The sequence below is a fragment of the Streptomyces sp. NPDC022910 genome, assembly GCF_055561075.1.
The window spans coordinates 36,570-57,251 of record NZ_JBVHHL010000020.1 but is presented as its reverse complement, the minus strand read 5'-3'; the positions used below and the strand labels follow the sequence as shown (position 1 = coordinate 57,251).

General features: G+C 69.1%; 16 protein-coding genes, 1 tRNA gene and 1 pseudogene. 2 read left to right on the top strand and 16 right to left on the bottom strand.

The window, feature by feature from the left end; genetic code table 11:
- Window positions 1-194 precede the first annotated feature (194 nt).
- The 8 genes from ACZ3TS_RS20430 to ACZ3TS_RS20395 form a co-directional block, all read right to left on the bottom strand.
- Complete coding sequence (locus tag ACZ3TS_RS20430; protein WP_467619732.1) at window positions 195-1,343, bottom strand: LCP family protein; 1,149 nt, start codon at window positions 1,341-1,343, stop codon at window positions 195-197.
- 424 nt (window positions 1,344-1,767) lie between these two features.
- Window positions 1,768-3,720 (bottom strand): transcription termination factor Rho, encoded by a 1,953-nt coding sequence (gene rho / locus ACZ3TS_RS20425; RefSeq protein WP_467619730.1) that lies wholly within the window; start codon window positions 3,718-3,720, stop codon window positions 1,768-1,770.
- Between the two features lie 408 nt (window positions 3,721-4,128).
- Window positions 4,129-5,046, bottom strand: a complete 918-nt coding sequence (gene thrB / locus ACZ3TS_RS20420; RefSeq protein ID WP_467619729.1) for a homoserine kinase — start codon at window positions 5,044-5,046, stop codon at window positions 4,129-4,131.
- A gap of 244 nt (window positions 5,047-5,290) precedes the next feature.
- A complete protein-coding gene (thrC, locus tag ACZ3TS_RS20415; RefSeq protein WP_467619726.1) occupies window positions 5,291-6,349 on the bottom strand; it encodes a threonine synthase in 1,059 nt (352 codons plus the stop codon).
- 6 nt (window positions 6,350-6,355) lie between these two features.
- A complete protein-coding gene (locus ACZ3TS_RS20410) occupies window positions 6,356-7,648 on the bottom strand; it encodes a homoserine dehydrogenase (RefSeq protein ID WP_467619725.1) in 1,293 nt (430 codons plus the stop codon).
- A 278-nt stretch (window positions 7,649-7,926) separates the two neighbouring features.
- Complete coding sequence (lysA, locus tag ACZ3TS_RS20405) at window positions 7,927-9,318, bottom strand: diaminopimelate decarboxylase (protein WP_467619723.1); 1,392 nt, start codon at window positions 9,316-9,318, stop codon at window positions 7,927-7,929.
- Between the two features lie 24 nt (window positions 9,319-9,342).
- Entirely contained in the window at window positions 9,343-10,536 is a 1,194-nt protein-coding gene (gene nrtL / locus ACZ3TS_RS20400; protein ID WP_467619721.1) for an ArgS-related anticodon-binding protein NrtL, read from the bottom strand.
- A 393-nt stretch (window positions 10,537-10,929) separates the two neighbouring features.
- Entirely contained in the window at window positions 10,930-11,442 is a 513-nt protein-coding gene (locus ACZ3TS_RS20395) for a response regulator (RefSeq protein ID WP_467619720.1), read from the bottom strand.
- 299 nt (window positions 11,443-11,741) lie between these two features.
- Here ACZ3TS_RS20395 and ACZ3TS_RS20390 point away from each other — a divergent pair.
- Window positions 11,742-11,813, top strand: a tRNA-Arg gene (locus ACZ3TS_RS20390).
- A gap of 394 nt (window positions 11,814-12,207) precedes the next feature.
- Window positions 12,208-13,137: a S41 family peptidase gene (locus ACZ3TS_RS20385; RefSeq protein ID WP_467619876.1), complete on the top strand. Its 930-nt coding sequence runs from the start codon at window positions 12,208-12,210 to the stop codon at window positions 13,135-13,137.
- A gap of 395 nt (window positions 13,138-13,532) precedes the next feature.
- On the opposite strand, the gene ACZ3TS_RS20380 is transcribed toward ACZ3TS_RS20385, so the two are convergent.
- The 8 genes and pseudogenes from ACZ3TS_RS20380 to ACZ3TS_RS20345 all read right to left on the bottom strand — a co-directional run bounded on the left by ACZ3TS_RS20380 (window position 13,533) and on the right by ACZ3TS_RS20345 (window position 20,593).
- Entirely contained in the window at window positions 13,533-13,706 is a 174-nt protein-coding gene (locus ACZ3TS_RS20380) for a hypothetical protein (protein ID WP_467619719.1), read from the bottom strand.
- Window positions 13,707-13,961: 255 nt separating this feature from the next.
- Window positions 13,962-14,729 carry a hypothetical protein gene (locus ACZ3TS_RS20375; protein WP_467619718.1) on the bottom strand — a complete coding sequence of 256 codons (768 nt, stop codon included), beginning with the start codon at window positions 14,727-14,729 and terminating at the stop codon, window positions 13,962-13,964.
- A gap of 660 nt (window positions 14,730-15,389) precedes the next feature.
- Window positions 15,390-15,791 carry a hypothetical protein gene (locus ACZ3TS_RS20370; RefSeq protein ID WP_467619715.1) on the bottom strand — a complete coding sequence of 134 codons (402 nt, stop codon included), beginning with the start codon at window positions 15,789-15,791 and terminating at the stop codon, window positions 15,390-15,392.
- A gap of 352 nt (window positions 15,792-16,143) precedes the next feature.
- A pseudogene (locus ACZ3TS_RS20365) lies at window positions 16,144-16,587 on the bottom strand (tyrosine-type recombinase/integrase); the annotation flags it as partial.
- Window positions 16,588-16,891: 304 nt separating this feature from the next.
- Window positions 16,892-18,352, bottom strand: coding sequence for a tyrosine-type recombinase/integrase (locus ACZ3TS_RS20360; protein ID WP_467619714.1), 1,461 nt, complete (start codon window positions 18,350-18,352; stop codon window positions 16,892-16,894).
- Window positions 18,349-18,543, bottom strand: coding sequence for a helix-turn-helix transcriptional regulator (locus ACZ3TS_RS20355; RefSeq protein WP_365316259.1), 195 nt, complete (start codon window positions 18,541-18,543; stop codon window positions 18,349-18,351). Before ACZ3TS_RS20355 ends, ACZ3TS_RS20360 begins: the two co-directional genes overlap by 4 nt.
- Window positions 18,540-19,697, bottom strand: coding sequence for an AAA family ATPase (locus ACZ3TS_RS20350; protein WP_365316261.1), 1,158 nt, complete (start codon window positions 19,695-19,697; stop codon window positions 18,540-18,542). The genes ACZ3TS_RS20355 and ACZ3TS_RS20350 overlap by 4 nt, the downstream gene beginning before the upstream one ends.
- Window positions 19,694-20,593, bottom strand: coding sequence for a bifunctional DNA primase/polymerase (locus tag ACZ3TS_RS20345; protein WP_365316263.1), 900 nt, complete (start codon window positions 20,591-20,593; stop codon window positions 19,694-19,696). Before ACZ3TS_RS20345 ends, ACZ3TS_RS20350 begins: the two co-directional genes overlap by 4 nt.
- Window positions 20,594-20,682 lie beyond the last annotated feature (89 nt).

The following is a 20,682-nucleotide window of genomic DNA, read 5'->3' as shown; positions in this document are numbered from 1 at the left end:
GCAGGCACTGGAACCGCCCCCTCACCGAGCGGAGAGACGCCCGCAAGCGCCGGAGACGGGCCTGCGCACGTCCCGGAAAAACCTGCGCGCCCCAACCGGTCGTCCCCGACGCCCGTCCGCAGGACAGTCCCACCTGGCCATCAACAGACCGTCTCCGCCGGTGGGCCCTCCACGCCCCGAGGGCCCCGGCGGTTTCAGGACGACGTGACGACGCCCTTGGCTTCGCCCGTCGCCGTCCCCTTCGTCGCGTTCGCCGGGATCGGCCTGTCGTTCTTCAGGGCGTCCCACACCAGTTGGGCCTTGGCCTGCTCCATCAGGACGCGGTTGGGGTTCGCCGGGTCGTACTGGACCGGCATGGTCACCATGTTCATGTGCGACGAGCTGATGCTTTTCAGCCCGTCGGCGAAGGACGCCAGGTCCTTGACGGAGGCCAGGTCGGAGTCGGTGGTCACGGCCTTGGTCGCGGTGTCGGCGAGGTCGTACAGCTTGGTCGGGCTGGTCAGGACGCCGATGTGCTTGACCTGGTTGACCAGGGCCTTGATGAAGGCCTGCTGGAGCTGGATACGGCCGAGGTCGGAGCCGTCACCGACGCCGTGCCGGGTGCGGACCAGACCGAGCGCCTGCTGCCCGTCGAGGGTGTGCGTCCCGGCCTTCAGGTCGAGGTGGCTGTCCTTGTCGTCGATGTCCTTGGTGGTGGTCACCCGGACACCGCCGAGGTCGTCGATCAGCTTCTGGAAGCCGGAGAAGTCCACCTCGACGTAGTGGTCCATGCGGATGCCGGTGATCGACTCGACGGTCTTCACGGCGCAGGCGGCGCCACCGGTGGAGTACGCGGAGTTGAACATCACGCCGGATGCCGCCGGGTGCGCGGTGCCCTTGGTGTCGGTGCACTCGGGGCGGTCGACGAGCGTGTCGCGCGGTATGGAGACCACGCTGGCCTGCTTGTGGCCCTTGTAGACGTGCACGATCATCGCCGTGTCGGAGCGGGCGCTGCCGTCGTCGGTGCCGCCGCCCAGCGCCTTGTTGCTGCCCGAGCGGGTGTCCGACCCCAGGACGAGGATGTTCTCGGAGCCGTTGTCGACCTTTATGGGCCGGTCGGTGCCGAGGGCCTGGTTGATGTCGACGCTCTTGATGTTGCCGTTGAGCTTGAAGTACAGGTAGCCGAGGCCGGTGCCGCCGAGCACGAGGATGCCCGCGGCGGTCCAGGCCGTGACGAGGACGGCCTTGCGCCCCTTGCCACGGGGCTTGCGGCGGCGGCCCTTGGCCCCGCGGCGTGCTCCGGTCGTCGTGGCTGCGTCGGCTATGCCGGCGGTGCCGGCGTCCGATGTGCTCTCGGCAGGCATGTGCTCCTCAGTCCTTGTCCGGTCGGTTACCCCCTGCTTCAAGGGCCAGGCCCGGTCAACGGCGACCCTCCCCAAGCTCTCGGCTTCTGCCCGGCTCTCGGCTTCACCCGAGTGGGGGACCTCCGTCGTTCCATGGTCGCTCCGTACGGTCAGACGGAGAAACCGGGGAAAGAGTTGCACAACGCGGCGTGCACCCCGTGACGCCGAGATGGACACGCTGAGTAGCGGCGAGACGGAGAAGACTCCACTGACCTGCGGTTACACGCGAGGATGTCGTACGGCGGGAAACCGGTACCGACCTCGATCCTTGTGGCAAAGATCTCGCTCGCGGCCTTTCCGGTGCCCTTGTGGAGATACGCCGCACCTGAACAGCGCAAAGGGCCACCCCGTCGGTGAGACAGGGCGGCCCTTCGGTGCCGGACGCTCAGTCGCCGTTCGGCGTGGGCGTCGTCTTCTGGATCTGCATCAGGAACTCGACGTTCGACTTCGTCTGCTTCATCTTGTCGAGGAGCAGCTCGATCGCCTGCTGCTGGTCGAGTGCGTGCAGCACCCGGCGCAGCTTCCAGACGATGCCGAGCTCCTCGGCACCGAGCAGGATCTCTTCCTTACGGGTACCGGACGCGTCCACGTCCACCGCCGGGAAGATGCGCTTGTCGGCGAGCTTCCGGTCGAGCTTGAGCTCCATGTTGCCGGTGCCCTTGAACTCCTCGAAGATCACCTCGTCCATGCGGGACCCGGTGTCCACCAGGGCGGTGGCGAGGATGGTCAGCGAGCCGCCGTCCTCGATGTTGCGGGCCGCACCGAAGAAGCGCTTCGGCGGGTAGAGGGCCGTGGAGTCGACACCACCGGACAGGATGCGGCCGGAGGCCGGGGCGGCGAGGTTGTACGCACGGCCCAGACGCGTGATCGAGTCGAGCAGGACGACCACGTCGTGGCCCAGCTCCACCAGTCGCTTGGCCCGCTCGATGGCGAGCTCGGCGACCGTGGTGTGGTCCTCGGCCGGACGGTCGAAGGTCGAGGAGATGACCTCGCCCTTGACCGACCGCTGCATGTCGGTGACCTCTTCCGGACGCTCGTCGACGAGGACGACCATCAGGTGGCACTCGGGGTTGTTGTGGGTGATCGCGTTGGCGATCGCCTGCATGATCATGGTCTTGCCGGTCTTCGGCGGGGCCACGATCAGACCGCGCTGGCCCTTACCGATCGGCGACACCAGGTCGATGATGCGGGTGGTCAGCACGCCCGGGTCGGTCTCCAGGCGCAGGCGGTCCTGCGGGTACAGCGGGGTCAGCTTGTTGAACTCCGGGCGGCCACGGCCGTGTTCCGGCGCCATGCCGTTGACGGAGTCGAGACGGACGAGCGCGTTGAACTTCTCGCGCCGCTCGCCCTCCTTCGGCTGACGGACCGCGCCGGTGATGTGGTCACCCTTGCGCAGGCCGTTCTTGCGGACCTGGGCGAGGGAGACGTACACGTCGTTCGGACCCGGCAGATAGCCCGACGTACGGATGAAGGCGTAGTTGTCGAGGATGTCCAGGATGCCCGCGACGGGGATCAGGACGTCGTCCTCGGCGAGCTGCGGCTCGACGGCCATGTCGTCACGGCCACGACGGCCACGGCGGTCGCGGTAGCGGCCGCGACGGCCCCGGCGGCCGCCCTCGAAGTCGTCGTCGTCCTGCTGGCGGTCCTGGCGGTCCTGGCGGCCACCGCCCTGCTGCTGGCCCTGCTGCTGACGCTGCTGGCCGCCCTGGCCCTGCTGCTCCTCGCCCTTGCCGCGGCGGTCGCGGTCACGGCCGCGCTCACGGCGGTCACGGCGACGGCCCTCGCCCTCACCGGCGTCGGCCTTGGCCTCGCCCTGCGGCTGCGTCTGGACCGGCGTCTCGGCCTTCGGCTCGCTCTTCGCCTCGGCGGCGACCGTCTCGGGGCTGCCGGCCTCGGCGGTGGCGCGGCGCCGTCGGCGCTCGGCCGGGGCGTCGTCACCGGCTCCCTGGCCGGGGATCTCGATCTGCTGCGGGGCCACGGACTGCTCGGCAGGCTGCTCGGCCTTGGGCTCGGCCGCGGCGGCTTCGTCGCCGGTACGGGCCCTGGAGGTGGTCCGGCGCTTGGGCTTGGCCTCGGTGGCCTCCTCGGCCTTGGCCGGGGCGCCGCCCGCCTGCGCCTCCTTGATGACCTCGATCAGCTGGCTCTTGCGCATGCGCGCCGTGCCCCTGATGCCGAGGCCCGATGCGACCTGCTGCAGCTCGGCCAGCACCATGCCCTCGAGGCCGGTACCGCGGCGCCGCCGGGAGCCGGCACCGGTGGCAGGCGCGGAAGCGTCCGTGGCGGGCGCGGCAGCGGTCTCCTCGACACGTGCGCCCATCAGATCGGTGGTGTCGCTCACGAAGGGTCCTTCCCTGGAGCGGACGTCGGCCTGTCTGGCTCGGCGACCGGTTGTGCTGTCCGGCTTCGGTCTCGTCTGTGAGGACCGTGCCGGGGCGGTGGTCCGCCAAAGCGGCGGAGGAAATATCTGGTGATTGGCGCTTCCCGAAGCCGTGGCACCCGGATTTGTGTCACGCGGCTCGGTCACGCCGATTCCGGAGCGTGCTCGGCAAAACGCTCAATGTCCGCGTACGACGTACGGCTCAGGTACGAGATACGTAACACAGTGCGGTTTGGGAGGCTCCCGGAAGAATGGTGGTCCCGGACGGGGACACGAAGCACCTCGCCATGGCTGGGTCGGGTGCAGACTTGAGGTTAACACTACCGGATCCAACAAACATTCCCCCTCTCGAAATCCGGCAACCGCGTGTCAGGGCGCAAGCGGCAGCACGCTCGCTCCCTGGCTGTCGAGCTCCAGCCGGTTGGCGGCCCAGCCCTCGCCCGCCAGGTCGGCCACCTTGTCGGCGCTGTCCGCGTCGGCCAGCGCCAGGACGGTGGGTCCCGCGCCGGAGATCACCGCGGGGATCGCGTCGGCCCGCAGCCGCTCCACCAGCGCAGCGCTCTCCGGCATGGCCGGGGCGCGGTACTCCTGGTGGAGACGGTCCTCGGTGGCCGGCAGCAGCAGCTCGGGGCGCCTGGTCAGCGCCTCGACGAGCAGCGCGGCACGGCCGGCGTTGGCGGCGGCGTCGACGTGCGGCACGGTGCGCGGGAGCAGTCCGCGCGCGGTCTCGGTCAGAACCGGCTTCCCGGGTACGAAAACCACCGGAACGATGGAATCGGCGGGGTCCATGCGGATCGCGCGGGCGGCGCCGCGCTCCATCCAGGAGAGGGTGAAACCGCCGAGGAGGCAGGCCGCGACGTTGTCGGGGTGCCCCTCGATCTCGGTCGCGAGCTCCAGCAGCGCGGCGTCGTCGAGCCGGCTGTCGCCGCCTATGGTCACGGCGCGGGCGGCGACGATTCCGGCGCAGATGGCGGCGGAGGAGGAGCCGAGGCCACGGCCGTGCGGAATGCGGTTGGCGCAGACGATTTCCAGGCCGCGCGGCTGCCCGCCCAGGGAATCGAAGGCCGCACGCAGGGACCGTACGAGGAGATGACTCTCGTCGCGCGGGAGTGTCTCGCTGCCCTCACCCGCGATGTCGATGTGCAGCCCGGAGTCGGCCACCCGGACGACCACGTCGTCGTACAGCCCCAGCGCGAGGCCGAGGGCGTCGAAGCCCGGGCCGAGGTTGGCGCTGGTGGCGGGGACGCGCACCCGGACGGCGGCGGCGCGGAAGGCTGGACCGGCCATCGCTCGATGACTCTCCTTGAGCTGCGTGATGGTCGAATGACATTCGATATGTGCGGGAAACCCGGGGCCGGGCCGCAGGGACGGCGCTGTACCGCGGCATATGCGGCGGGCGGGTTCAGTACAGCCTATCGAAGGAAGGTTCTGTGGCGACATAGGGCGCACAGGAGGCGCACGATGCGTGTCGTAAGCGCCCTGTGCACCCTCTGTCGGGTGCCTACTGGGTTATCCCCCGGCGGCGGCCGCGTTACGCGAGTCCGAGCCGTTCGGCCGCCGTCGGCGCGTCGACCGGGACCGTGACCGGCTGCGGGGCTCCCGCGACGGCCCAGTCGGGGTCCTTGAGGCCGTTTCCGGTGACCGTGCAGACGATGGTCTGGCCCGGGTCGACCTTGCCCTGCTCGGCGGCCTTCAGCAGACCGGCGACGGACGCGGCGGAGGCGGGCTCCACGAAGACGCCCTCCTGCGCGGCCAACAACCGGTAGGCGCGCAGGATTTCACGGTCCGTCACCTCATCGATGAAACCGCCCGATTCGTCCTTCGCCGCCAGGGCGTACTTCCAGGACGCGGGGTTGCCGATGCGGATCGCGGTGGCGATGGTCGACGGGTCCTTGACGACCTCGCCACGCACGATCGGGGCCGAACCGGACGCCTGGAAGCCCCACATGCGCGGGGTGCGCTTGGCGACGCCGTCCGCCGCGTACTCCTGGTAGCCCTTCCAGTAGGCGGTGATGTTGCCCGCGTTGCCCACCGGCAGGACGTGTATGTCGGGTGCTTCACCGAGCATGTCCACGATCTCGAAGGCCGCGGTCTTCTGACCCTCGATGCGCACCGGATTGACCGAATTGACCAGCGCCACCGGGTAGTTGTCGGAGAGCGCCCGCGCGAGGGTGAGGCAGTCGTCGAAGTTGCCGTCGACCTGGAGGATCTTCGCGCCGTGCACGAGAGCCTGGCCCATCTTGCCGAGCGCGATCTTGCCGCGCGGCACGAGCACGGCCGACACCATGCCGGCGCGTACGGCGTAGGCGGCGGCAGAGGCGGACGTGTTGCCGGTGGAGGCGCAGATGACGGCCTTCGCGCCCTCCTCCTTGGCCTTGCTGATGGCCATGGTCATGCCGCGGTCCTTGAAGGACCCGGTGGGGTTGGCGCCCTCCACCTTGAGATGGACGTCACAGCCCGTGCGCTCGGAGAGGACCTGCGCGGGCACGAGCGGTGTACCGCCCTCACGGAGCGTGATGACCGGCGTGCTGTCGGACACCGGCAGCCGATCCCGGTACTCCTCGATGATTCCGCGCCACTGATGGGTCATTGCTGGTTACTCTCCTTCAACCCGCATGATGCTGGCGACACCCCGCACGGTGTCGAGGCTGCGCAGCGCCTCGACGGTCCCGGCCAGGGACGCGTCGGACGCACGGTGCGTGACGACGACGAGGGACGCCTCGCCGTCCTTGCCCTGCTGGCGAACCGTATCGATCGAGACGTCGTGCTCGGCGAACACGGTGGCGACCTGGGCGAGAACGCCCGGTTTGTCGGCGACGTCGAGGCTGATGTGGTACCGCGTGACGACGTCGCCCATCGGGGACACGGGCAGGGCGGCATACGCGGACTCGCCCGGCCCGGTGGCACCGCTGAGCCGGTTGCGGCACACGGCCACGAGATCGCCGAGGACGGCGGAGGCGGTCGGCGCACCGCCGGCGCCGGGCCCGTAGAACATGAGCTGCCCCGCGGCATCCGACTCCACGAAGACGGCGTTGTACGCGCCGCGCACGGAGGCGAGCGGGTGGGTCAGCGGGATCATGGCGGGGTGCACGCGCGCGGTGACAGAACCCCCGTCGGCGGCGCGCTCACAGATGGCGAGCAGCTTGATGGTGCAGCCCATCTCATTCGCCGAGGCGAAGTCGGCGGCGGTGACCTCGGTCATGCCCTCGCGGTAGACGTCGTCGAGGCGCACGCGCGTATGGAAGGCGATCCCGGCGAGGATGGCGGCTTTGGCGGCCGCGTCGAACCCTTCGACGTCGGCGGTGGGGTCGGCTTCCGCATACCCGAGCGCGGTGGCTTCGTCGAGGGCTTCCTGATACCCGGCGCCGGTCGAGTCCATCTTGTCGAGGATGAAGTTGGTCGTTCCGTTGACGATCCCCAGGACCCGGTTGACCTTGTCGCCGGCGAGCGATTCGCGCAGCGGCCGGATCAGCGGGATGGCACCGGCGACGGCGGCCTCGTAGTAGAGGTCTTTGTCGTTCTCCCCGGCCGCCGCATGGAGGGCGGCCCCGTCCTGGGCGAGGAGGGCCTTGTTCGCGGAGACGACCGAGGCGCCGTGCTCGAAGGCGGTGGTGATGAGGGTCCGGGCGGGCTCGATCCCCCCGATGACCTCGACGACGACGTCGATGTCGCCACGTTTGACGAGGGCGGTGGCGTCGGTGGTGATGAGGTCGGGGTTGATGCCCTCGCGCACCTTGGAGGGCCGCCGTACGGCCACGCCCGCGAGCTCGACGGGTGCCCCGATCCGGGCGGCGAGGTCGTCGGCGTGCGTCGTCATGATGCGCGCCACCTCTGAGCCGACAACCCCACAGCCCAGCAGCGCCACCTTCAGCGGACGCGTACGCATCATCCGACCTCGTTTCCTCATGCGGTCTACGGTTCGACCAGTCTCACTCACCGGACGGGACTTTCTGCCCTTCGTCCGGATTGTGAGACGTCCATTTCATTTTGTCAGCGGCAGGAGACAGGAAGATCTTCCGCCGGGCTTCTGGCCCCTCAGGGGCTCTTCCGGAGGCTGTTCGGGGCCTTACGCCCCGCTCCCTGGGGAGGCGGTCGGCCGACGTCAGGACGTCAGCCGACACCGAGATGTCAACCGACACCCAGACATCGGCCGACGACACCGAGACGTCAACCGACATCGAGGCGAAGGAGGTCCTCCTCGGTCTCCCGGCGGACGATCACCCGGGCCTCGCCGTCGTTCACGGCCACGACGGGCGGGCGGAGCACATGGTTGTAGTTGCTGGCCATCGAACGGCAGTACGCGCCGGTGGCGGGCACGGCGAGGAAGTCGCCGGGCGCGAGATCGGCGGGGAGGAAGGCGTCCCGCACCACGATGTCCCCGCTCTCGCAGTGCTTGCCGACGACACGGACCAGCATGGGCTCGGCGTCGGAGGTGCGGGAGACGAGGGCGACGCTGTACTCGGCGTCGTACAACGCGGTGCGGATGTTGTCGGACATGCCGCCGTCGACGGAGACGTACGTACGCAGCCCGTCGAGCGGCTTGATGGTCCCGACCTCGTACAGCGTGAAGGCGGTGGGCCCGACGATGGCACGCCCGGGCTCGACGGAAATACGGGGGGTGCGCAGGCGGGCGGCCTCGCATTCGCGCGTCACGATCTCGGTGAGGGCCTTGGCGATCTCGTGCGGCTCACGGGGGTCGTCGTCGCTGGTGTAGGCGATGCCCAGGCCGCCACCGAGGTCGATCTCAGGGAGTTCGATGGAATGTTCGTCCCGGATGTCCTTGAGGAGCCCCACAACCCGGTGGGCGGCGACCTCGAAGCCCGACATGTCGAAGATCTGCGACCCGATGTGGCTGTGGATGCCGATGAGCTCGAGCCCGTCGAGCTGGAGGGCACGCCGCACGGCCTCGGCGGCCTGTCCGTCGGCGAGCGGGATGCCGAACTTCTGGTCCTCGTGGGCGGTGGCGATGAACTCGTGGGTGTGTGCCTCGACGCCGACGGTGACCCGGATCTGGACGCGCTGCCGCTTGCCGAGGGACCGGGCGATGTGCGCGACGCGCACGATCTCCTGGAAGGAGTCGAGGACGATCCGCCCGACGCCGGCCTCGATGGCCCGCGTGATCTCCTCGGTGGACTTGTTGTTGCCGTGGAAGGCGATGCGGTCGGCGGGCATGCCGCCGGAGAGGGCGGTGGTGAGCTCGCCGCCCGAGCAGACGTCCAGGTTGAGCCCTTCTTCATACAGCCAGCGCACGACGGCACGGGACAGGAACGCCTTCCCGGCGTAGAAGACGTCGGCGTCGACCCCGAAGGCGGTGCGCCAGGCGCGGGCCCGGGCCCGGAAGTCGGCCTCGTCGATGAAGTAGGCGGGGGTGCCGAACCGCTCGGCGAGGGTCTTGACGTCCACGCCGCCGACGGTGACCACGCCTTGCGTGTCGCGGGTGACGGTCTGGGCCCACACCTTGGGGTCGAGAATGTTGAGGTCGGCGGGCGGGGCCGAGTAGTGGCCCTCGGGCAGGACGTCGGCGTGGCGGGGCCCGGCGGGATGTGCGGAACGGCTCATGTCTGTCTGGGCTTTCTCGGGGTCTCAGAGGTAGTCGGGAGCGCTGATGCCGAGCAGGGACAGGCCGCCGGCCAGCACCGTCCCGGCGGCTTCGGCGAGGGCGAGCCGGGCCCGGTGGGCGGCCGAGGGTTTCTCGTCGCCGAGCGGGAGCACGGTGTGCTGAAAGGCGAGCAGGGCATCGGCGACGGCGACGAGATGCCGGGCGAGCCGGTCGGGCGCGCGGTGGGCGGCCGCCCGGGTGAGGGCGTTGGGGTACTCGGCCAGGGCACGGACAAGGGGGGATGCGCCCGGGGTCACGCCCGGTACGTCCGCCACGTCACCGGGAACGCTGTGGAAGCCCAGCCGGGCTGCGTTGCGGCCGAGCGCACGGGCGCGGGCGTGGGCGTAACGGACGCGGAAGAGCGGGTTGCTCTCGCGCTGCAGCAGATGGTCGGCGGTGATCCGGGGCCGGTCGTGGGCTGCGGGATACAGGAGGGCCCAGCGGGCGGCGTCGGGGCCGAGGGGGGCGGGGTCCTCGGGCGCTGGGACGGGGCGGAGGTCGACGGGCTCCCCGGGCCGCGCGTGGGTCGTCTCGGCTCGGCCGCCCTGGGTGGCGATGATCCGGACGAGGGTGTCGGCCACGACTTCGGCGCGGATGTCGTAGGGGATGCGGAGGGGGATGACGGCGTCGGCGAGGGTGGTGGTGTGGCCATAAGGGCGGTCATTGCCGCTGTCGGAGCGGTTACCACCGCCGGAGTGGCCGGTGTTGGTTTCGGGGCCTATGGGGCCGATGGCGTTGCTTACGTGGCCGTTGCCGCTTTCGGGACCGATGGTGCCGATGACGTTGCTTACGTGGCCGCTGCCACTTATGGGGCTGACGTGGCCGGTGTTGCTCAGGTGGCCGCTGTTTTGCCGGCGATCGAGGATCTCTTGGACGAGGGCCGCGGTGGCGGTGGCCCGCTCGAGGTGGATGTTGAGGAAGCCGGGCCCGGTGATCTCGACGTCGGATACGCCGTCCGTTTCACGGAGGTGGGGCCGCAGGATCTCGGCGACTTGGAGGGCCGGCCGCCCGGCGGAACGGGCGAGCTGAAGCGCGATGTTGGTGGCGTAATCGCCACGGCCGCCGGGCCCTGGCGGAGTGACCACAGCGCGTGCGGGCACGGGCACGCTGAGTTCCCCACCGTCCACAGCACGACGCACCGCGCGCAGCACGGTGCGGGAGAGCTCGACGGGGGTCACGGCACAAGGGTATGGGAGGAGGGGGGTGGGTATGCGAACTGGTTTGGCCGGTAGTCCGGGATGTGGACGGGGCGGGCTTGTGGGTGTGGGTGGGCTTGGGTGGGTGGCCTGGGTGGGTGGGTTCGCATGGGTAGGGGTGTGGATGGGCCTGTGTGGGTGGGCACATGCGAGCTTGGCGGGGGTTGGGAGGAGACGCCCGATCGACGACCGAGATTGATCGAGACTGATCGAGGTCATCCAGGCCGATCGAGGCCGATCCAGGCTGATCGAGGCCGATCCAGGCTGATCGAGGCCGATCCAGGCCGATCCAGGCCGATCGAGGACTCCGACTCCCCGACCGACGACTCGACTTCCTGACCGACAAACTCGACTCCCCGACCGGCCAAGCGGCACTCAGCCGCCCGCGCGCCCCGCATGATCGGCGCGCCCGGCACGCTCGGTCTCCTCGGGGTCGAGGCCACCACCGAATACGCCGCCGAGCCCGGCGCCGGTCCCGGCATCAACGTGCGCACGACGCTCCATCAATTCGCTGACGAGCTGAACGAGTTCGGACGGCTCGAAGGGCTTGGCAAGAAATGCGTCGACGCCGACGTCGAGGCCGGCCTCGACCTCGTACTGGGTGCAGGCGCTGATGATGGCGAGGGGCAGATTCCGGGTCCGGGGATCAGCGCGAAGCCGGGCAGCGGTCCGCAACCCATCCAGCCGTGGCATGACGACATCGAGGGTGATCACGTCGGGCCGCACCTGGTGGACGACGTCCAGACACTCGGCACCGTCGGCCGCGGTCACGACCTCGAGACCCTCCAGTTCGAGGTTGACCCTGATCAGCTGCCGGATGACCTTGTTGTCGTCCACAACAAGCACCCGGCCGGACGCGCCTGACACAACTCGAGAGTAGGTCGGCACAGGAGGTCGCGTCCGGCTTTTCCCCACTTCCCCCTCGTCCGGGCGAGCCTCGGTCGACAGTCTCCCTGTCCGGGGCAGCCATACCCGACCGCCCGCGCCCGAGGGAGCCGCGCTTGACTCCCACGCCCGACCGGAGGGAGCCGGGGCTCGACCGGCACCCCCGACCGGAGGGAGCCGGGGCTCGACCGGCACCCCCGACCGAGGGAGCCGCGCTCGACGCACGACCTGGGAATCCAGTTCATGGCGACCCCGAAAGAGCTGGTAGGGTTCTACCCGTCGCCGTAGAGAGCGGCCGACACGCCCCCGTAGCTCAGGGGATAGAGCAACGGCCTCCGGAGCCGTGTGCGCAGGTTCGAATCCTGCCGGGGGCACTCGCCTGTCAGTCAGCAAAAATCAAGCCCTGACCAGCGCGAATGTCGACATGAGAGAGCGGGAGTCAGTCTCACTGGTTCTCGCTCTCTCTCGTTGTCTCTCAGCGTTCACGCACTATCTGCGATACACGCGACACACCTCCGACGCACTCACGCGCTCCACACGCGTAGGGCGCCCCGACGACGTCGCGTGCGGAAGGCCCTCAGTACTTGCTTCTCATCTGAGCTCGTCAGCGGGTGATCGTTAACGTTAGGGTCGCTTGCTGTGACGAGAGCCTGGGGATGGATGGGGCGGGGACGTTCACTGCGCATGCCAGCCTGTGCGGCGCTGGCCGGAGTTGTCTTCGCGGCGACGGGATGCTCGAGCGGTGCGCAGAACTCGGCTGGCGACGACATGGCGCCCGCGGCGCGGACGTATTTGTCGAAGGCGCTGAGCATCATGGAAGAACACTCTTTGCTCCGTCACCAGATCAAGTGGGCCAGCCTTCGTAGCAAAGCGTTCTCGCAGGCTCGCGGGGCGCAAAAGCCTGCGGACACTTACGGGGCGATCGAGTCGGCATTGGGGGCTCTGGGCGACCGGCACAGCACGTTCTGGGATCCGAAGCAGACCAAGGAGACCATGGGGTCCTCGGCTTCTTCTTCCGGCCCTCCGCAGGCCCGTGCTCTGAAGAACGCCATCGGGTACGTCGCGCTGCCCGGCGTGGACGGCTCCCAGAAAACGTACGACCCGTACGTACGGCAGGGCCGGGCTGCCGTGGCGAAGGCGGACGGCGCGGGAGCCTGCGGCTGGGTGGTGGACCTGAGGCCGGAGACGGGCGGCGGCATGTGGCCGGTCCTCGCCGTGGCCGGACCGATTCTGGGCGACGGCACGGCGGGCATGTTCGTCGACGCGGACGGCAGGAAGTCCGTGTGGTCGATCAAGGACGGTGCCCCGTACCTGGACGGCAAGTCGCAGGGTTGGAGTGTCGGCGGCCGCCCCCTCGCCACCGACAGGCCACCGGTCGCCGTCCTGACTGGCCGCCGGACGTCCAGCGCGGGCGAGGCGGTCGCGGTGGCCTTCCGCGGACGTCCGGACACCCGGTCCTTCGGCGAACAAACCAGCGGCGTCCCGACGGGAAACGCCTCGTACCGCCTGTCCGACGGAGCCACACTCTTCATCACGGAAGTCAAGGACGCGGACCGTACAGGCCGTGCCTACGATGCAGCGATCCCGCCGGACGAGGAGGTCATCAAGGACCCCCGCCCGGTGGCCCGCCACCAGGACGCCGTACTGGATGCGGCCCAGAACTGGCTGCTCAAGCAGGCCGCCTGCCGGCAACGATGAACTGCTGTTCGGTCATGCCAAAGGTTCGTGGCTGAGAGCCAGGCCCTCCGGGGGCGGTCAGCCGTTTACGGCCTCGTAGCAGTAAATGCTCCCGTGCTATGCGGACTCGGCGATGCGCTCTGCCGACCCTCCACCGTCGGAACTTGTCGCTGGCCTCGGGCAGCGAAGGGATCGGCAGCCGACTTCGCCGCAACCGCTTAGCCTCGATCATTCACGTGCGCGCGCCGGCCTGGTGAGGTCGGCTGGGGTGTCCGCTTCGGAGCGGTTTGATCTTCTGGCTGTGCGGTGGTGGGCGTGCATGCCGGGCCGCGTGTCGCCGCGTGGTGGCGCCGGCCTCCACGCGCCGGGGTGCTGCGGGTCTCTCCTTCCGTGTCTCGTCGGGTCTGGGCGTGGAGTCAGCCGGGCTCGGGCAGCGCCTGGATGCGGTCCCAGGCGGCGACAGCCCGGTGTGAGCCCGGCCATGCGGGATCGAACTTGAGCTCCCGGCGGCGAGCGTGATCGGTCAACTTGGCTGGAATGTCGAAGAGTTCGCTGCGGACAGTGGCGGGTTCGGCCTTGGTGAGTCTCACACTGCGTCACCAGCACCGGCCCGCTGGTGAATTCATGAGGCGTGGGGGCGCTGTCCGTGGCGAGGCCAGGAGGCCGGTGAGTGGGCACGAGGCGGGGACGCACACGCGACCGCTGACCGTGTCCCGTCGTGCACGTGCGGAGGACTGGACACGAACCACCGCAAGGCCGTGCTGGAAAACGTGGTGCTGCCCCTGGTGGCGGACCACCAGGGGCAGCTGATTCAAGGCAGGGGCACGGGGGCCGTGCCGTGCCGGTCACTCCCAGCCGAGGACCTTGAAGTCCTTGCTGACGAAGACGTGGTGCGGCCAGTTGATGCTGATGTTGTGGACCTCGTACTCGTTGTTGCTTAGCTCCACCACGCGGTCGACGATGCCTCCGGGGACGACAGCCTGGGCGGCCTTGGTGGCCTTGTACGCCATCGTTCCGCTGACGATCGTGCCCTCACCCTCGGTGTAGTTGGGGATCTGGCCGACCGACTTGACGGGCGACGGCGTCCCCTGCTGGAAGGCGATCACGCCGGCCGCTTCGGCCGCCGCGGCCCCGCCGTCCCCGCCGGGCTGGACGTCAACACGGGTGGCCGTGATGGTCGCGCTGTCGACCACGCCCAGGACGAGGACGCTCTTGCCCTTCTCGACGGTCTTCGCCGACGTGTCGTGGCCGTTGATCGTGTAGGCGGTCGTGGACGTCTCGTCGACGGTCACCTCGACACCCGTGGCGGTGGAGAAGGTGAAGCCCGAGTCGGAGGTGGAGTCGACGATGCCGGTCGCGCCACCGTCGGACGGGGCGGACCGGGCACCGCCGCCGGACGGGGACGGGGACACCGTGGCGGCGGTCGGGGTGACCGCCGAAGCCGTGCCGAGACCGGCGACTCCGGCCAGCGCGCAGGTGAGCCCGGCGGCTACGATCCAAGCACCTTTCTTCTTCGACAGCCGGCGCAGCGCGCTCCCTCGGCGTGCGTGCGTGGCCACGGTCCCCGGGTTTGCCCCGGCAGGCGACTGGCTTGTCGGGTCGTTGTCGTTCATGCGGCTACTCCTAGCTAGTTGAGTGACGAACAACGCAGAGATTGCTGGTCGGTCATGTGCAGGTGCTTTTGCTTACCTGTGATCAAGCTGGGTGATCCACTGCCACCTCCGGATGAAATGCCTGATCCGGGGCGTTCCAGGACCGTCCGGCCGCAGTCATCGGGTGCTGCACCAGCCGCTTCACACGACTTCGCCCCGCCGACCAAACGATGATGCCGTTGGTCAATCCGGGGCCCGGCGTGACGTCGGCCTTCACGACCCGGTTGTGGTCGTGAAGGCCGATGTTGTCCCTCCCGGGACACCCCGTAGCCGTGTAGCACCTCGACCGGCAGGCCGAGCTGCTGCAGCGTCGGTGGGCTCGATCTCCCACAGCGGCCGACCGAACCAGGTCCTGATCTGCTCCAGGTGCCCGACGTCCCCGCGGATCGTGCCGTCGAAGAATCCCCTGGCCACGAGGACTCAGCGGGGCTCAGAGGAACCTGCGGGATGTCGCGCAGACGGGCAGCAACGGGCCGCCGCCGTCGCCGGGCTGGTGCAGGCCCCGGGAGGTGATGCGGAGATCGCGGCCTGACGAGCAGCAGGCTCTAAGCATCGAAACCCAAACCAGATCTGGGCTTGTTTGATTAAGCCTCGGACACCCACACTCGCGAAAGTACGAGGTTAGCGGACGGTGACGGTCACGGCGTTGGACGCGGTCGTGCCGTCCATGGCGCGCAGGACCTCCACGCCCTTGGCCTTGAACTCATCGGTGAGCTTGTATGCACTCCTCTTGACGGTGGTGGTCGCCGGCAGCGACACCCACTTGGCGCCGTGCTTCACCTGGAGCGTGACCGTGCTGCCGTCCTTCAGGCCGGCGGTCCGGCCGGTGAAGGTGATGCTCTGGCCCGGCTTGGCGTGGGAGTTGCTCGCGGAGAGAGTGATGGACGCCTTCGGCTTCGGCGCCTTGGCCGGGATGGACGCCTTCGGGTTCGGCGCCTTGGCCGGGGCGGCGACGGCGGCCGTCGCGCCGCCCACGACGAGGGCGGCGGAGACGAGGGAAACGGCGACTGCACGAGCCTTCATAGCAAACTCCTTGGTCAAGAATGATCTTCGACAAGGGTCCTTTGAATTCCCCGTCTAATAAGTCAGAGAAAACCGGAAACCCTCGGGGCCTTGCCGTACGGCGGACCCGACTATACAGACGTGACCTGGGAACTTGCAGTTCCACTGCCCGCCGAATCCCTGGGATTAATGGCGCAGTCATAGAAAAGGTGCCACTTGCAAGCACCTTGATCTGCGATTATTGGAAAGACCTGTGGAAATAACCCGTCCGCGACATGGATGCGCCCCGCAGCCTGTGAGTTCGGGGCACCTGCGCTGCTGCGCTGCAAGCATTTCGAGGGGCCCGGTCACAGTCCGGGCCCCTCGGCTTCCCCTACGTGCCGGACCTCCGGTGATCCCCCCAGATCCCCCTCCGGAAGCCAGCCCAGGGACTGGGGCAAGAGTCCGTCTCCCCGTCTCCCTGATCTTCGGCGAAGATGTCATCCATCGCTTCGGCGCCCTGCGTGATCACCGGGCGAAGCTGCTTGCGGTAGACCGCCTCTGTGGTGGCTTGGCTGCTGTGGCCGACCAAGAGCGCGATGCGCTCCAGGGGGATGCCGTGGTCGGAGAGCAGGGACACGAGGCTGTGCCGGAGTTCCCGCGGCGTCCACTCCGGCTTCAGTCCGGCTTTCTTCGCAATGGCCTTGAAGTCGCGCCGGACGTTGGCCGCGTCGAGCGGTTCGCCGAACCGGGTCGTGAAGACACGGCCGGTCGGGCTCCACTCCATCCCTCTCGATGCCTGCTCCTGCTTCTGCCATCGCATGCGCTCTTCGAGAACAGCGCGTCGGTCAGTCCGGCCTTGTCCACCAGCCGCCGCACCGGCACGATCCCCGCCTTGCTCACCAGCTTCCGCCCGCCCGCCGACAGCGACAGGCCCTCCGCCCACTCGGTAAGCTTCGACACCCGGAGGGTGCCTCCTCCCCGCCATGATCCAGTCCTAGAGAAGCTGAATCATCGCAGGTCGAGGCACCCTCCTCTTATCAGTCTCACACTGCGTCACCAGCACCGGCCCGCTGGTGAATTCATGAGGTTAGGGCGGTCTGGTCTCCCGGACCGCCCTCGCAGCGTGATGACACGGACCGCTATGCAGCGTCTCCGTCCTCCTCCAACGCCTTTGTGATCTTCGCGTTAGCGGCTTCCTCGTGACCGTCGATGCAACCGTGATAGCGACGGTGGATCACCTCAGGAGAGTTGCCGACCCGCCGGGCTACCTCAGCGATCGGTACCCCCGCATTCAGCCACCGCGTGATGCATGCGTGCCGCAAGTCATACGGGCGCCCGGCCAGCGGCGAGTCGACCCGTTCGGGCGGGAGCGCGTATTCCCGCGCTTCCTCCCACACCCGCCAATAGGTAGAGGAGCCAACCACTCCCCCGCGCTCATTGCCGAACACGCGCTCTTCCTTGGCCGTGCCGAACGCGTCCAGGTGCGCCCGCAGGATCGCCACCAGGACGGGCGGGATGGGTACCGGCCGGTCGCTCTTGGCCTCCCGCGCCTTCAGCCCGCGGCGGTCGTGCCGCTCGCCGGAGTCGGTCCACTGCTTCCCGGAGACGGGACGCGTCTCCCGGAGCGTGAGCGTGCCCCATCCTTCGTCCGGGAGGTGGCAGTCAGACCGCCTCAGTCCGACCGCCTCAGCCGGACGCAGGCCCGCGTAGTACAGGACCGCGTAGAAGGCCACGAGGCGCCGCCCACGGCATCGATCCCACGACCCGACGTAGGAAACCGCCGCGAGCAACTGACGGGCCTGTAGGGCGTTCACGAGTACGCGCCGGTCCACCACGTCATTGGAGCCGACATGCTTGCGGTGGGCGCGCTGAAGCGGGTTCTCCGAGAGGTCGCCCGCGAGCACCGCGTGTTCGAGAGCGGTGTTCAGGGCCCGGCGGCGGCGCCTGTACGTGTCGCCCGCCGCCGGGGTGCCGTCCAGCTTGTACCCGAGGCGATAGAGCACGTCCTCGAACACCGCAGCGTCTGCCACGTCGGCCACCGGACGATCGGTCGTCGTGAGGCAGTCATACGCGGCTTTGAGGTCGGCCGGCGGGTCCTCGCCCGCATTCGCGGGCACGATCCCCCACCGGAAGGCCAACCGCAATTGCTCATCCGATGGAGCACCGTCCCCGCGCTTGACCATGGCGAGAGTCACGGCTGCAAGACTGTCCGCCATGCCCTCTCGGGTCTTGGCTGCGCTCGTACGCCACCGTCCGGCGACGTATTTGCGGCAGAACTCGAACCACCGCAACGGCGGTTCTTCTTCTGAGGCTTTCGCCGCTTCCGCTGCCGCGCGGACTTCGGACTCAGGCTGTCCGCTTGCAATCTCGAAAGCCTCGCCCCGGCGCATTGCTTGCCGCAATTCCGAGCTTCGGTTTTCGGCGAGTGCCGACGTGGCGAACGTCGCGCTACTCACCTTCCCGCCTACGACCCATCGCAGTTGGTAGGGGCGCGCTTCCCGATTGACCTTCGTGACCTTCCACAGTCGGATGTCGAGGGAATACCCCGGCTTGGCCTCCCCGTGCGGTCGGAGAACAGGAGTGTTGCCATCCGTGCTCACGCAGCATCCTCCCGCTCTGCAAGCCAACGCTCGTACTCGGACCGCCGGATCCGTACGTCGCCGTTGGGGAGTTTGATTGCGCGGGGTCCTTTGCCGAGTTGGCGCCACCGGTAGAAGGTCGATGGGGCAACCTTCAGATCGGTGATGACCTCTTGGACGGTCATCTTTTCGTCCCGCGTATGGGCGCTCATTCCGCCTCCCCCTGGGCTTCGTCGACACCGGACAGGCCGGACAGCTCCAATTCCGACTGTCCGGGGTGTTCGTGCTGGTCAGACGGTGTAACCGGACAGCCGGACAGTGCGGACACCTCTTCGGCGCCCTGTGTCCGGGTGTCGGTGTCCGGGTAGTACCGGCCGCTGGGGTCCTTGGTGAGCTGTCCGGCGTCGGCCATTCGGTTGCAGGTGCGCCGGATCGTGTCCAGGTCGACGTTCGGCAGCTCGCCCGCCATGTCTTTCGGCTTGGCGCCGGGATGGGCGCGTACGTAGCGCAGAATCGTGGCGCGGGTGTCGCCGACGGTGTGGTCGGAGACCGGGCCGTCCAACAAGTGCCAGGCGCCGGAGGCGGGTTGGAAGCTGAGGGCGTACTCCGCTTCGTCCACGTCGCGGCCGGTGACGTGCAGGATGCCATCCGCCTGACCGCGCGCCCGCTTCAGTACGAGGGTGGCGTCAGCGGCTCCGGCGATGCCGTTGGTGCCGGAGACCTCGGTGAGGAAGTCCTCGGAGCCTGCCTTACGAACGTGGTGCACGAGGATCACGGCCACGCCGTAGTGGTCGGCGAGCCGCTTGGCGTAGCCGACGGCGACATAGTCGGCGTCGTAGGCCGAGACGCCGGCCGGGGCTTGTCCGCGCATCTTGGCGAACACGTCGATGACGACCATGCGCGCGTCGGGGTTGCGCTCCAGCCACTGGGCGATGGCCTCGGTACCGCCCTGGGGGAAGGGCGGGCACTCGGTGACCAGGGTCAGACCGGCGGGGGCGGGCTGGCCTCCGAGTAGCTTGCCCATGCGGGTCTGGAGACGGCGCGGGGTGTCTTCCAGGGCGAGGTAGAGCACCGGTCCGCCTTGGACGGGCACGGAGTCGAACGCCTTGCCTCCGGCCGCCACGGACAGGCCCAGCCCGAGGGAGAGCCAGGACTTGCCGACCTTGGGCGGCCCGGCGAGCACGCTGACGCCCTCGGCGAGGATGCCGGGCACGGCCCATTTCGGCTCGGGGAAGTGTGCGGCCATGAGCTGATCGGCCGTCCATGCGGTCCGTGGGCGCTCCCGTTTCGGCGGCGTCACGGGGGCCGGTTCGGGGTCGCTGGGCACGGAGTACAGGTGCAGGGGCGGGATGGGGTTGGCGCTCATGCCGCGACCGTCCTTGGGCGCCGGGCTCCGGCCCGCAGGCCGGAAGCGATGGTGCGCCGTGCCTCCCTCTCGCCCTGGCCGACTTGCAGCGCGGCGGTCAGGAGCCAGCCGGTGACTTCGGCTTCGCTCAGCTCTCCCCCGGCAACGAGCTGTCCGAGGGCGACCGCAGCGACGTAGAGCGCATTGTTGTGCTCGTGCGGGCCGGAGCCGGTGACCCGCTCCACCTCCCCGTTGATCGCGGAGCGGAGGAAGGCGGTGCGCCGTCCGTCGCCGGTAAGGGCGACCGTGATGGGCGTCTGCGGGGGCAGCGGCGCCGGGCGCAGGAGATCGGCGAGCCAGCCAGGCAGGGGCGCCACAGGCCGGTGGCGGGTGACCTTGTACGGGTGCCCGGCGACGGTGCTGCCCGCTCCGACCACGAGTCCGCCCCATGCGCGGGTGTCGACCTTCCAGCCCAGTCCGCGCGCGCTGTCCCCAGCGGTGTTGCGCAGGGGCTCGCCCTCGGGTGCGAGGAAGTACAGGTGGGTGCCGCCGCTCCAGGTGCGGACGGTGTAGGTGTCGCCGGGGAAGGGCTGACCGTGGCGCGTGCAGAGCACGGCGAGCACATCGGTGCCGTCGGTGACCCCGTGCTGTGCCCACGCGGCCGGCGGGGTGTCGCCGGGGTGCTTGGGCTTGTCCAGGTCGATGACGATCAGGCCGGAAGGGCCGGTGGCGATACCGACGTTGAAGGCGCCAACGGACCACGCGCGGGTGATGCGCTCCGGGTCCGTGGTGGCGCGGGTCTCCCAGTCGGAGACGGCCGGGCGCTTGTCACCGGGGATGAGGGGGAAGACGCGCCAGTCACGCGACGCTGCGTCAAGCGCGGCGGTGAGCTGGGCAGAGCCGTCCAGGTACGGCATGCTGGGGGTTCTCCTGTTCTGTCTACGGACGGGCAGGGAGAACCGCGGCGGCGGGCGACCTTGCTGGGGAGTCCCGCCGCCGCGGCGTT

What these genes read in the sequence shown, in the direction of transcription:
- ACZ3TS_RS20430 (WP_467619732.1), bottom strand. Translation starts at nt 1,343, where the DNA reads ATGCCTGCCGAGAGCACATCGGACGCCGGCACCGCCGGCATAGCCGAC.
- thrB (WP_467619729.1), bottom strand. Translation starts at nt 5,046, where the DNA reads ATGGCCGGTCCAGCCTTCCGCGCCGCCGCCGTCCGGGTGCGCGTCCCC.
- thrC (WP_467619726.1), bottom strand. Translation starts at nt 6,349, where the DNA reads ATGACCCATCAGTGGCGCGGAATCATCGAGGAGTACCGGGATCGGCTG.
- ACZ3TS_RS20410 (WP_467619725.1), bottom strand. Translation starts at nt 7,648, where the DNA reads ATGATGCGTACGCGTCCGCTGAAGGTGGCGCTGCTGGGCTGTGGGGTT.
- lysA (WP_467619723.1), bottom strand. Translation starts at nt 9,318, where the DNA reads ATGAGCCGTTCCGCACATCCCGCCGGGCCCCGCCACGCCGACGTCCTG.
- ACZ3TS_RS20385 (WP_467619876.1), top strand. Translation starts at nt 12,208, where the DNA reads ATGGCGCCCGCGGCGCGGACGTATTTGTCGAAGGCGCTGAGCATCATG.
- ACZ3TS_RS20375 (WP_467619718.1), bottom strand. Translation starts at nt 14,729, where the DNA reads ATGAACGACAACGACCCGACAAGCCAGTCGCCTGCCGGGGCAAACCCG.
- ACZ3TS_RS20370 (WP_467619715.1), bottom strand. Translation starts at nt 15,791, where the DNA reads ATGAAGGCTCGTGCAGTCGCCGTTTCCCTCGTCTCCGCCGCCCTCGTC.
- ACZ3TS_RS20355 (WP_365316259.1), bottom strand. Translation starts at nt 18,543, where the DNA reads ATGAGCGCCCATACGCGGGACGAAAAGATGACCGTCCAAGAGGTCATC.
- ACZ3TS_RS20350 (WP_365316261.1), bottom strand. Translation starts at nt 19,697, where the DNA reads ATGAGCGCCAACCCCATCCCGCCCCTGCACCTGTACTCCGTGCCCAGC.
- ACZ3TS_RS20345 (WP_365316263.1), bottom strand. Translation starts at nt 20,593, where the DNA reads ATGCCGTACCTGGACGGCTCTGCCCAGCTCACCGCCGCGCTTGACGCA.